A 12839-nucleotide genomic window follows, 5' to 3' on the forward strand; every position below is an offset into this window, starting at 1 on the left:
CGCAGCACCGTTTCCCGCACCCCCCGGCCGCCCGCCGGGGGGTGCTTTCCATTTGTCGCGGCACCTCGCTGCGCCGCCCCGCACCATGGATCTTCCGCGCCTCGTCCCCGGTAAACGCTTTTCCCTGCCGCGCCCGCCCGGCTCGGCCGACGCCCTGCTGCTCGGCCGGCTCGGCCTGCGCGAGCAAGCCGCCGGCCGGCGCACCGCGATCGTCACCGCCGACGCGACCGACGCCCAGCGCCTGATCGACGAGATCGGCTTCTTCGCGCCCGGCCTGCGCTGCGCCCTGTTCCCGGACTGGGAAACCCTGCCCTACGACACCTTCTCCCCGCACCAGGACCTGATCAGCGAGCGGCTGGCCACGCTCTGGCGCATCTCGCAGAACGACCGGGAGCACGGCGCGGACCTGGTGCTGGTCCCGGCCACCACCGCGCTCTACCGGCTCGCGCCGCCCTCGTTCCTGGCGGGCTACACCTTCCAGTTCAAGACCGGCCAGAAGCTCGACGAGGCGAAGCTGAAGGCGCAGCTCACCCTCGCCGGCTACAGCCACGTGACACAGGTGGTGAGCCCGGGCGAATACGCGGTGCGCGGCGGGCTGATCGACCTGTTCCCGATGGGCTCGCCGCAGCCCTACCGGGTCGACCTGTTCGACGACGAGATCGACTCGATCCGCACCTTCGACCCCGACACCCAGCGCAGCCTGTATCCGGTGCCGGAAGTGCGGCTGTTGCCCGGCCGCGAATTCCCGATGGACGACGACGCCCGGGCCAAGTTCCGCAGCCGCTGGCGCGAACTGCTCGACGGCGACCCGACCAAGAGCCGCATCTACAAGGACATGGGCGCCGGCGTCGCGACCGCCGGCATCGAGTACTACCTGCCGCTTTTCTTCGACGACACCGCCACCGTCTTCGACTATCTGGGCGCCGACGCCACCGTGGTGCTGCACGGCGACCTGGAGCCGGCCTTCCAGCATTTCTGGCAGGACACCCGCGAGCGCTACCGGCTGGTGCAGGGCGACCCGGAGCGGCCGGTGCTGACGCCCGATGCGCTGTTCCTGAGCATGGAGCAGTTCTACGCCCGGGCCAACGCGCATGCGCAGCTGGCGATCCGCGCGGGCGTGGAAGATATTGCCGACAGTGCCCACTTCCAGAAGCTCGGCGAGATGTCGGTAGTGCGCGGCGCCGAAGACCCGCTCGCGCGGCTGAAGACCCACATCCGCAACACCCAGCACCGGGTGCTGCTGCTGGCCGAGAGCGACGGCCGGCGCGAGAGCCTGCTCGACTTCCTGCGGGCCAGCGGCGTGCAGCCGCCCGCTTTCGATTCGCTCGCCGAATTCGAGGCCGCCGGCGACGACGAGAAGATCGGCATCGCCACCGCGCCGCTCGCCACCGGCTTCGCCTGGCTGGACGAGGGCATCGACTTCGTCACCGAGACCGAGCTCTTCGCCGCCGGCCCGACCACCCGCCGGCGCCGCCGGCAGGAGCAGGTGAGCGATGTCGAGGCGCTGATCAAGGACCTGTCGGAGCTGAACGTCGGCGACCCGGTGGTGCACGTGCAGCACGGCATCGGCCGCTACCTCGGCCTGATCAACATGGACCTCGGCCAGGGCGACAGCGAGTTCCTGCACCTGGAATACGCCGACAAGGCCGCGCTCTACGTGCCGGTGAGCCAGTTGCACCAGATCAGCCGCTACACCGGCGTCAGCGCCGACGAGGCGCCGCTGCACAGGCTCGGCTCCGGTCAGTGGGACAAGGCCAAGCGCAAGGCCGCCGAGCAGGTGCGCGACTCCGCAGCCGAGCTGCTCAACATCTACGCCCGCCGCGCCGCGCGCGAGGGCTATGCCTTCCGCTACGCCGCGTCCGACTACGAGATCTTCGCCAACGACTTCGGCTTCGACGAGACGGCCGACCAGCGCGCCGCGATCCATGCGGTGATCCAGGACATGATCTCCCCGCAGCCGATGGACCGCCTGGTCTGCGGCGACGTCGGCTTCGGCAAGACCGAGGTCGCGCTGCGCGCCGCCTTCATCGCGGTCACCGGCGGCAAGCAGGTCGCTTTCCTCGCGCCGACCACCCTGCTCGCCGAGCAGCACTACCAGACGCTGGTGGACCGTTTTTCCAAATGGCCAGTGAAGGTCGCCGAGATGAGCCGCTTCCGCTCCGCCAAGGAAATTTCCGCCGCCGCCAAGGGCCTCGCCGACGGCAGCGTGGACATCGTCGTCGGCACCCACAAGCTGCTCAGCGAGAGCGTCAAGTTCAAGAATCTCGGCCTCTTGATCATCGACGAGGAGCACCGCTTCGGCGTGCGCCACAAGGAGGCGATGAAGGCGATGCGCGCCGAGGTCGACGTGCTGACCCTCACCGCCACGCCGATCCCGCGCACGCTCGGCATGGCGCTGGAGGGCCTGCGCGACCTGAGCGTGATCGCCACCGCGCCGCAGCGGCGGCTGGCGATCAAGACCTTCGTGCGCAACGAGGGCAACGGCGTGATCCGCGAGGCGGTGCTGCGCGAACTGAAGCGCGGCGGGCAGGTCTACTTCCTGCACAACGAGGTCGAGACGATCGAGAACCGCCGCCAGAAGCTGGAGGAAATCCTGCCCGAGGCGCGCATCGCCGTCGCCCACGGCCAGATGCCTGAGCGCGAGCTGGAGCGGGTGATGCGCGACTTCGTGGCCCAGCGCTTCAACCTGCTGCTCTGCTCCACCATCATCGAGACCGGCATCGACGTGCCGAGCGCCAACACCATCGTGATCAGCCGCGCCGACAAGTTCGGCCTGGCGCAGCTCCACCAGCTGCGCGGCCGCGTCGGCCGCAGCCACCACCAAGCCTATGCCTACCTGATGGTGCCCGACACCGAGGGCCTGACCAAGCAGGCCGGCCAGCGGCTGGAGGCGATCCAGCAGATGGAGGAGCTCGGCTCCGGCTTCTACCTGGCGATGCACGACCTGGAGATCCGGGGCACCGGCGAGGTATTGGGCGAGAGCCAGTCGGGCAACATGATGGAGATCGGCTTCCAGCTCTACAACGAGATGCTGTCGGAGGCCGTGAAAGCGCTGAAGGCCGGCCAGGAGCCCGACCTGCTGGCGCCGCTGTCGGCGACCACCGAGATCAACCTGCACGCCCCCGCCCTGCTGCCGGACGACTACTGCGGCGACGTGCACCTGCGGCTGTCGTTCTACAAGAAGCTCGCGACCGCGAAGACCGCCGACCAAATCGACCAGCTGCTGGAGGAAATCGTCGACCGCTTCGGCAAGCTGCCGCCCCAGGCGCAGACGCTGATCGACGTGCACCGGCTGCGGGTGCTGGCCAAGCCCTACGGCGTGGTGAAGGTCGATGCGGCGCCGGGCGTAACGAACATCACCTTCCGCGCGAATCCGCCGGTCGAGTCGATGCGCATCATCGAGCTGATCCAGAAGAACAAGCACATCAAGCTCGCCGGCAACGAGAAGCTGCGGATCGAGCGCGAACTGCAGGAACCGAAAGACCGGGCGCAGATGGTGCGCGACGTGCTGCGCTCACTGGGCCAGCCGAAGGCGGCGGCGGCGGAATCGGCCTGACGGGGCTGGCTCACTCCTGATTTCATAGCGTGCTGCGCAGGTCCCATCTGCGCCAGGCACGGTTTTTCATCCGATTATTTCCATGAACGACATCTCTGCGCCCTTCCCCGCCCCCGGCCTGGTGCTGCGTGGCATCGCCGCACCGCTGCGGCTCGCCGACTTCCGCCTGATCGCGTTCGACATGGACTCGACACTGATCAACATCGAATGCATCGACGAGATCGCCGATGCGGTCGGCAAGAAGGCCGAGGTCGCGGCGATCACCGAGGCGACGATGCGCGGCGAGATCAAGGACTTCAAGGAAAGCCTGCGCCGCCGGGTCGCGCTGCTGGAAGGCGTGCTGGTCGGGTCGCTGCAGCAGGTCTACGACCAACGCCTGCGGCTGAACCCGGGCGCCGACACGCTGGTCGCGGCCTGCCGGGCGGCGGGGCTGAAGGTGCTGCTGGTGTCGGGCGGCTTCACCTTCTTCGCCGACCGGGTGAAGGCGCGGCTGGGCATCGACTTCGCGCGCTCCAACCTGCTGGAGGAAGCGGACGGGCACCTGACCGGCCGCGTCGTGCCGCAGGCCTGGGGCGACATCTGCGATGGCGCGGAGAAGCGCCGCACGTTGCTGGAAGTCGCCTCGCTGCTGGGTGCTGCGCCCGCGCAGTGCATCGCGGTCGGCGACGGCGCGAACGACCTGCCGATGATGGGCGAGGCCGGCGTGTCGGTCGCCTATCACGCGAAGCCGAAGGTCCGCGAGCAGGCGATGGTGTCGATCGAGGACGGCGGGTTGGACCGCTTACTGGAAGTGCTGCGCTAGCCGCAGCGGGAGCGGGGCCGCGACGGCATAACGCCACTGCTCCCGCCGCCGCGGGACTCAGCCAGCGTGCTGCCGCGCCCAGCGCACGATGTCGGAGGCGCCCATCGCGCCGGCCTGCCGCGCGACCTCGCGGCCGCCCTTGAACAGCGCCAGGGTCGGGATGCTGCGGATGCCGTACCGCGCACCCAGCGTCGGCACCGCCTGGGTATCGACCTTCGCCAGCCGCATCGCCGGCTCCAGCACCTCCGCTGCCTGCGCATAGGCGGGCGCCATCTGCCGGCAGGGTCCGCACCACGGCGCCCAGAAATCGAACAGCAGCGGGATCTGGCTGCGCGTCAGGTGCCGGTCGAAATTGGCCTCGTCCAACGCCACCGGCTGGCCGGTGAAGAGCGGCTGGTGGCACTTGCCGCAGTCGGGGGCGCGGGCCGTGTCGGCCAACTGCACCCGGTTGGTGGTGTGGCAGTGCGGGCAGACGATGTGCAGCGCGGCGGCAGGTGCGGGCATCGTCGGGCCTTTACTGCGGCGACGCGGTGGTGCGCATCGCGCGGGCGATCGCCTCGCGGGCCTGCTGCTCGGCGGCGAGCGAAGTGTCCAGCAGCGAACGGCACAGGCCGGCATGCTGGTAGTTCAGGTTCTCGTAGACCTCGGCTGCCGCGGTCGAGGCCGACAGCAGCGCCTCCAGGCCGTCGTCGTGGTCGACCACGGCGAGTTCCTGGGCGAGCCGGTGCGCGACCTGGCGGAATTGCGACGGGTCGGGATGGCCGCCCTGCTCCAGCCGTTCCAGCAAACCGGCGAGCAGTGCAGCGTTCTGGGGAAGCGTAGGGGTGGTTTTCATACCAAGAAGCTGGGACCGCCGGGGCCGCTTGCAAGAGGTGCCTGCCGGCCACACACCACGCGCTGGGCGAATGCTATCGAAAATGTAGCTTCCTACGCAGTCCCGACGGGCGCTGAAGGCCCGTTTGCCTACAAAACCCGCGATCACAGCGGCGTAGGCTCCGCCGGCACCGGCGGACGCGCGGTGGCTGCCGTCCCAGCCGAGGCGACGATCACGCAGCCGATCGCGATCCACTGCACCACGCTCAGCCGTTCGTGCAGGAACACCAGCCCCGCCAGCGCCCCGAGCACCGGCTCCAAGCTGAGCAGGATGCCGAAGCTCTGCGCCGGCAGCCGGCGCAGGGCGAACATCTCCAGCGAATACGGCACCGCGCTCGACAGCACCGCCAGCGCCAACCCGGCCAGCAGCAGCGGCGGCGCCAGCAACGCGGCGCCCGCGGCCGCGACGCCGAACGGCAAGGCCAGAACCGCCGACGTCGCCATCGCCCACGCGAGCGCCGGCCCCGGATGCACCCGCGCTGCCCGCTGGCCCAGCACGATGTAGGCGGCCCAGAGCACGCCCGCGGCGACCGCGTAGCCGATGCCGGCGGGATCGAGCGGCGTCGAGAACTGCCACAGCGGCAGCAGCAGCCCGACGCCGATCACCGCAAAGCCGATCCAGACGAAGTCCAACACGCGGCGCGAAGCCGCCACCGCGACCGCCAGCGGCCCGACAAACTCCAGCGCGATCGCCACACCCAGCGGAATGGTCCGCAGCGCCAGGTAGAAGCACAGGTTCATGCCGCCGAGCGACAGGCCGAACAGCAGCACGCCGCGCAGCTGCCGGCGCTCCCAGCGAAAACGCCAGGGCCGCCAGAACGCGAGCAGCATCAGCGCCGAGAAACCCACCCGCAGCAGCGTCGTGCCCTCGGCCCCGAGCGCTGGGAACAGCTGCTTGGCGAACGACGCGCCCGAGGTGAGTGAGGCCATCGATCCCACCAGCGCCAGAACGGTCGGCAGGGTCGCGAAACGGGGCGATCGGTGCATAGGCGGCCGATCATGCACCGGCCCGAGGGCCGGTGCTGTCCTGGTTCAGGGGTACAGCCCACGCTCCTGCCGCGCCGCCAGGATGCGTTCGCAGGCCACCGCGAAGGTCGCGGTGCGCAGGGTGATCTTGTGGTGATCGGCGGTGTCCCAGATGTGGTTCAGCGCGTTCACCATGATCTTGTCGAGCCGCTGGTTGATCTGGTCCTCGTCCCAGAAGAAGGACGAGAAGTCCTGCACCCATTCGAAATAGCTGACGGTCACGCCGCCTGCGTTGCAGATCACGTCGGGCACGACCAACACGCCGCGCTCGGCCAGGATGTCGTCGGCATCGGTCGTAGTCGGGCCGTTGGCGCCTTCAAGCACCAGCCGCGCCATCGTCTTCTGCGCACGCTCGGCGGTGATCTGGCCTTCGAGCGCCGCGGGGATCAGGATGTCGGTCTTCACCTCCCAGAACGCATCGTTGCCGATGCGCTCGCCGCCGGGGAAGCTGGCGACGCCCTCGCGCTGGGCGTGCAGCACCAGCGCCGCCATGTCGAGGCCGGCCTCGTTGTAGATCGTGCCGGTGTGGTCCTGCACCGCAACGACGGAGGCACCGGCTTCCGCGAACAGCTCGGCCGCGACCGAACCCACGTTGCCGAAGCCCTGCACCGCCACCCGCGCGCTGCGCAGGTCCAGCCCGATGCGGCGCGCCGCCTCGCGGCCGGTCACGAACACGCCGCGGCCGGTAGCCTTCACCCGGCCGAGCGAGCCGCCCAGGTGCAGCGGCTTGCCGGTCACCACGCCGGTCGAGGTGGCACCGACGTTCATCGAGTAGGTGTCCATCATCCAGGCCATGATCTGGCCGTTGGTGTTCACGTCCGGCGCCGGAATGTCCTGCTGCGGGCCGATGATCAGCCCGATCTCGCTGGTGTAGCGGCGGGTGATCTTCTCCAGCTCGTTCTGCGACAGCTTTTTCGGATCGACGCGGATGCCGCCCTTGGCGCCGCCGAACGGCAGGTTCACCGCCGCGGTCTTCACGGTCATCCAGGCCGAGAGCGCCATCACCTCTTCCAGTGTGACGTCCGGGTGGAACCGCACGCCGCCCTTGCCCGGGCCGCGCGACATGTTGTGCTGCACCCGGTAGCCCTCGTAGTGGGCGATGGTGCCGTCGTCCAGTTCGACCGGCACGTCGACGATCAGCGCACGCTTGGGGCGCTTGAGCGTCTCCGACCAGCGCGCCAGCGGCCCGAGGTACGGAACTACCCGGTCCACCTGCGACAGGTAGGTGCCCCACGGGCTGTCGGACGTCGGGTGGACATAGGAGAGAGGTGCGCTCATGCTGCCGGTCTTCGCTGGTAGTGGAGGAATGGGTGGACGATAGTGCGGCCCCCATCCTCCGGCCAGCGGCCATGCCGACGGTGACGGAGCGTTATGCGCGGCAGGCCATGCAGGGCGCCGGTGCGCGCCATGCGCCGCCGGCATGGCACCATCGGCGCCCCGCCGCGTTCCCGCGTTTTTCCGTTTCCGCCACCGCAAGGACTGCCCGCCATGGCCAAGACCTCCGACTGGGCCCGCAAGGTGCTCGCCCTCCTCCAGGCCGGCAACAGAGCCGCCGCCATCGCGCAGATCAAGGTCGCGCCGACCGTCAAGGATTTGCGCGCCCTGCAGGCCGACATCGCCGCGCGCACGCTGGCCGGCCGCTGGCGCGACGTGGACGCGGCGATCGAGGACAACCTGGCGCTGCTGGCCGCGCCGCGGCTGCACCGGTCGCCCTGATCGGGCAGGTCGAGCCGGATGGCCGGGATCACGTCCAGTTCGGCGTCGATGCTTGAATCGCGCGTGCTGACCGGATGGGCGGGGCCAGCGGCGGGCCGGTCGGCCCCGGCGCTTGGCCGCAAGGCAGACCCTGCCCGTTCCCGGTTCTAGCAGGCGATGTCCGCCGTTGAGGGATTTCGCATACAAATCGGCACTTTGCGCGGGTTCTGCCTACGCAGTGCGCTATCGAATCAGTAGTGATCCATCAGTATCCGGACGGAACGGCCTGCGCGGGCCGGACAGCCGCGGAACTGGTCGGCCGCGCAGACACCTCCGGCTTTATACAGGCCGCATCGCCGAGCCATCTCGGGGCATCCTCGGCGTGCGGCGTGTCGGCTCACGCACAGTGCAATGGCGGCAGGCTTGCACGGCATCGTCACCGCATCCGCTGTGCCCGCCGCGCGCCCGTCAAAATCCCTGCCTGTCTTCTCGTGACCATTCCATGACCTTCGCCGACCTCGGCCTCGTACCCGACATCGAACGTGCCGCCCAGCGGCGCGGCTTCTCCACGCCCATGCCGATCCAGTCGGCCGCCATCCCGGCCATCCTCGACGGTGCCGACGTGCTGGCCACCGCCCATACTGGCTCGGGCAAGACGGTCGCCTATGCGCTGCCGCTGCTGCAGCGCCTGCGCAACCTGCCGCTGGTGGAACGCGGACCGGCGGCGGTCGTGCTGGTGCCAACCCGCGAGCTCGCCGCCCAGGTCGGCGCGGTACTGCGCGGCCTCGCGCAGGCGCTGCCCTGGAGAACCCGGATCGTCGCGGCCTTCGGCGGCGTGTCGATCCAGCCGCAGATGATGGCCCTGCGCGGCGGCGCCGACATCGTCGTCGCGACACCGGGCCGGCTGCTCGATCTTGTCGAGCACCGCGCGCTGGGCCTGAGTGCCGTGCGCCTGCTGGTGCTCGACGAGGCCGACCGCCTGCTCGACGCCGGCTTCGCCGACGAATGGAACCGGCTGCAGGCTCTGGTGCCGGCGGCGCGGCAGAACCTGCTGTTCTCCGCCACCTTTCCGCCTGCTGCCGAGGCGCTTGCCGACAGCGTGCTGCAGACCCCCCGCCGCATCGCGGTCGATACAGGCGACGCCCCGCAGCCGGCCATCGTGCAGCGGGCGATCCGCGTCGATACCGGCCGCCGCACCGCGCTGCTGCGCCACCTGATCGCCACCGAAGGCTGGCAGCGCGTGCTGGTGTTCGTCGCGACCAAGCACAGCGCAGAGCACGTCGCCGAAAAGCTCTACCGCGCCGGCATCTTCGCCACCGCCTTCCACGGCGACCTGAGCCAGGGCACCCGTACCCAGGTGCTGGAGGAACTGCGCGCCGAACGCTGGGAAGTCGTCGTGACGACCGACCTGGCCGCCCGCGGCATCGACGTGGCGCAGCTGCCGGTGGTGGTGAACTACGATCTGCCGCGGTCGCCGGTGGACCATGTACACCGCATCGGCCGCACCGGCCGGGCGGGTGCCGCCGGCGTGGCGGTCAGCTTCGTGACGCCGGAAATGGAGGCGCATTTCCGGCTGATCGAAAAGCGGCAGGGGCTGCAGCTGGAGCGGGAAGTCGTCGAAGGGTTCGCGCCGCGGCAGGTTGCGGTGGATGCGGGCGGTGGCGCTCTCCATACGGCGCCGGGAGCGGTCGGGTCGAGAGGGACCGGAGGGGTCAAGGGTCAGCGGCCGAGCAAGAAGGACAAGCTGCGGGCTGCTGCTGCTTTGGCGGCAACAGCCGGCATAGCGCCTGCGACGCCTTCTACAGGCGACGAAGGAAACTCCTGATTCGATAGCAAGTAGCGCAGGCGGGATGGACGCTGCAGCACGATTTCGCGATGAAATCTCGGTGGCCGTGATCATGCGCGTAATTCAACGGATAGCCTCGAAACCCATAGCTCGGCGATGGCAGCTCGGGGCGTGCTGCATCCAAAGTTTCGGGCTCGCGACGCGGAGGTTACGACCAGCGTCGCGTCGTGCGGACCTCATCGCGATCGCAAGTCTGCTGCCCGGAGACTCGACTTAAAGGACCGGACTTCTCGCGATCCGCAGCATCGCTGCGGTCGAATGCGGTGTTCTCAGGCTCATACGGTCGGAGCGTCCGTCCCCGTCCAGCCATCGAGGTTATGGCGCTGCGACAACCACGTTCGTATCGGACGCCTACCGAGTCGACAACAAGCGCGCCACGTCAGCAGCCGGCATCCGCCTCAACTCCACCGCATCGCTCCCTGCTGCGGCGGCCGACACGCCCGCCGGGCTGGCCGGCGGCGATAGGGCCTGCACCAGCTCGGCCGGTGGCACTGGCGCTTGGGGCGGCATCGTCTCGACCACATACGGCGCGAAAGGTGCGGTCCCGCCACCGTCGGCGCGCACCTCGGGAAACGCGGCCGAGGGCGGCGTGCCCGCGGGCGCCGCACCGCCAGCCTCGGAGCCGCCGAACCCGCCGTAACCGCCCGGATCGCTCCCATACGCGCCCGGATACGCGTCCAACGGCTGCTGGGCCGGAGCTACCGGCACCTGCTTCGGCGCGGCGAAGACCGCGTCGGCATCGATCGTCTTGGCACGCAGTGCCGCCTGCATGAAATCGCCCACCATCGGCAGCGCACTGCGCGCGCCCTGCCCCCAACTGTCACCCATCGTCAGTCGGCTGTCGTTGAAGCCCACCCAGGCGCCTGCCACGAGCTGCGGGTGCATCAGGATGAACCAGCCGTCGGTGTTGTTCTGCGTCGTCCCTGTCTTGCCTGCCACGTCGCCGTTGATGCCATAGCGGTTCCGGATCGCCGTGCCGGTGCCCCGGTCCACAGCTCCGCGCAGGCTGTCGAGCAGTGTGAACGCCGCGGCCTCGGCCAGGGCCGGCTCCGGCGACGCCGGCCGGAAGTTGGCCAGCACCCGGCCGTCGCGGTCCTCGATCCGCGTCACCAACGTCGGTTCGATGAACGAGCCGCCGTTGGCGATCGTTCCATACGCACTCACCATTTCTTTCAGCGTCACCGGACTCGTGCCGAGCGCCAGCGCGAGAACTTCTTCGAGCTTGCTCTGCCGCACCCCCATCCGGCGCGCCAGATGGGCGACATTGGCCGGCCCCACCCGCTCCATCAGTTGCGCCGTGATCGTGTTTTTGGAGTAAGCGAGGCCATTGCGCAGGCTCATCGGCTGGTAGCTCGGACCACCGCCGTCCGACGGACGCCAGACCTGGCCGCCCCCGAGTGCGATTTCCACCGGCTGGTCCATCAGCAGGTCGTCCGCCGACATGCCCTGCGCGAAGGCCGCGCCGTACACGAACGGCTTGAAGGTCGAACCCGGCTGACGCCGCGCCTGCGCGACATGGTCGAACTGGTCTTCCGCATAGCCGCGGCTACCCACCCAGGCGCGCAGCTCGCCAGTGCGCGGATCCATCGCCAGAAAGCCCGCCTGAAGACGGGACTTGTCCTCCCGCAGCTTCGCCATCGCTGCGGCGTCGCCGAGAACCTCCTTCAAGGCACCTGCGTCGTCCTGCCCTGCCGCGCGGGCCGCCTTGTAGCCACCGGTGTCGCGCACCATCGCCTGCACTTCGGGCCGGTTCGCAGACCAGCTGCGCGGCCCGCCCCACATCGCCGTAGCCGCACGTTGTAGTTGGTCAGCCTGGCGCTGCACCGCACCATTCGCCAAGTCCTGCAGGCGCGAATCGATCGTCGTCACCACCCGCAGGCCATCCGTGTAGATGTCGTAGTCGTAGCGGTCTGCCCACTCCAGCATCCAGTTGCGCAGATGCCGTGCCAGGTGCGGCGCGGGACCGACCGCTTCGCCCTGACGCTCGAAATCGATCTTCAAAGGCGTTTTTTTCAGCGCTGCGAACTGCACGTCCGTCAACGCGCCCTGGCGCGCCATCTGCGACAGCACGATGTTGCGGCGCTCCACCGCACGCTCGGGATTGCCGACCGGGTTGTAGTAGCTGGTGCCCTTGAGCATCCCGATCAGCGTTGCGCTCTGCAGCGCATCCAGCTTGGCCGCCGACGTATCGAAGTACGTCCGCGCCGCCATTTCGATGCCGTATGCGTTGTAGAGGAAGGGAACGGTGTTGAGGTACGTCTCGAGGATCTCGTCCTTCGAATAGACGCGCTCGATCTTCATCGCTGTGATTGCTTCCTTGAGCTTGCGGTGAATACTCACCGAGCGGCCGATCTCCTCGGGATAGAGATTGCGAGCGAGCTGTTGCGTGATCGTCGAGCCGCCCTGACGTTCGCCTTTCAGCGTGTTCACGAACGCGGCGCCGGTGCGGCGCAAGTCGATACCTTGATGGTCGTAGAAGCGCCGGTCTTCCGTCGAAATCAGCGCAGCCTTGACCCACGGCGAAATCTTGTCGAGCCCCACCCATTCCCGGTTCGCCCGTCGGAATTCGGCCAGCACCTTGCCATCGCTCGACATCAGCACCGTTGGACGCTCGTTGCCCGCCTTCCGGATGTCGCCCACGCTCGGCGTGGCCGGGATCAATAGCAAAACATATCCGATCAAAACAGTGATCGGAAAAAGAAGCCAGATCAATGGATGTGCCCGCATGCTGCGGCCGACCGACCACAGCCCATCGGTCAAACCGTAGCGCAGACGAAGAAGGTGCGATGAGATTGCCACCGCGCGATGCTAAACAAAAGCGGTCGCTAGACCTGTAAGTGAGAGAGTCTAGGCGCTGTTTTAGAGCCTTATCACTCTTCGATCAGCGCATCCTTGCCCAATCGGAATACCTGTTCCCCAAAGCCGAAGCCCCCAGTTAGATTTCTCTAACTGGGGGCTTCGGTGGCTGGATGTAAGAGCCTGACGATGACCTACTTTCACACGGGAACCCGCACTATCATCGGCGCGGAGGCGTTTCACTG

The 12839-nt window shown here is 68.6% G+C and carries 9 protein-coding genes; 4 read left to right on the top strand and 5 right to left on the bottom strand.

Annotated features, from left to right (window positions below; translation table 11 throughout):
• Positions 1–85 precede the first annotated feature (85 nt).
• Both mfd and serB read left to right on the top strand, forming a co-directional pair.
• Entirely contained in the window at positions 86–3556 is a 3471-nt protein-coding gene (gene mfd, locus QZ500_RS03080) for a transcription-repair coupling factor (protein ID WP_295850645.1), read from the top strand.
• A gap of 82 nt (positions 3557–3638) precedes the next feature.
• Entirely contained in the window at positions 3639–4358 is a 720-nt protein-coding gene (gene serB / locus QZ500_RS03085) for a phosphoserine phosphatase SerB (protein WP_295850648.1), read from the top strand.
• 57 nt (positions 4359–4415) lie between these two features.
• On the opposite strand, the gene trxC is transcribed toward serB, so the two are convergent.
• From trxC to QZ500_RS03105, 4 genes are all read right to left on the bottom strand, one after another.
• Positions 4416–4862, bottom strand: coding sequence for a thioredoxin TrxC (trxC, locus tag QZ500_RS03090; RefSeq protein WP_295850652.1), 447 nt, complete (start codon positions 4860–4862; stop codon positions 4416–4418).
• A gap of 10 nt (positions 4863–4872) precedes the next feature.
• A complete protein-coding gene (locus QZ500_RS03095; RefSeq protein ID WP_295850655.1) occupies positions 4873–5193 on the bottom strand; it encodes a hypothetical protein in 321 nt (106 codons plus the stop codon).
• A gap of 143 nt (positions 5194–5336) precedes the next feature.
• Complete coding sequence (locus QZ500_RS03100) at positions 5337–6218, bottom strand: DMT family transporter (protein WP_295850658.1); 882 nt, start codon at positions 6216–6218, stop codon at positions 5337–5339.
• A 45-nt stretch (positions 6219–6263) separates the two neighbouring features.
• The gene (locus QZ500_RS03105) at positions 6264–7535 is read right to left on the bottom strand and encodes a Glu/Leu/Phe/Val dehydrogenase (RefSeq protein WP_295850661.1); all 1272 of its coding nucleotides are present in this window, start codon (positions 7533–7535) and stop codon (positions 6264–6266) included.
• A 210-nt stretch (positions 7536–7745) separates the two neighbouring features.
• Here QZ500_RS03105 and QZ500_RS03110 point away from each other — a divergent pair, with 210 nt between their 5' ends.
• Positions 7746–7973: a hypothetical protein gene (locus QZ500_RS03110; RefSeq protein WP_295850666.1), complete on the top strand. Its 228-nt coding sequence runs from the start codon at positions 7746–7748 to the stop codon at positions 7971–7973.
• A 481-nt stretch (positions 7974–8454) separates the two neighbouring features.
• On the top strand, positions 8455–9777 hold the full coding sequence (locus QZ500_RS03115) for a DEAD/DEAH box helicase (protein ID WP_295850669.1): 1323 nt from the start codon (positions 8455–8457) through the stop codon (positions 9775–9777).
• Positions 9778–10149: 372 nt separating this feature from the next.
• Here QZ500_RS03115 and QZ500_RS03120 read toward each other — a convergent pair whose 3' ends face one another.
• Positions 10150–12525, bottom strand: coding sequence for a transglycosylase domain-containing protein (locus QZ500_RS03120; RefSeq protein ID WP_295850677.1), 2376 nt, complete (start codon positions 12523–12525; stop codon positions 10150–10152).
• Positions 12526–12839 lie beyond the last annotated feature (314 nt).

Origin of the sequence: uncultured Xylophilus sp., assembly GCA_913776965.1 — a bacterium.
GTDB lineage: Bacteria > Pseudomonadota > Gammaproteobacteria > Burkholderiales > Burkholderiaceae_C > Xylophilus.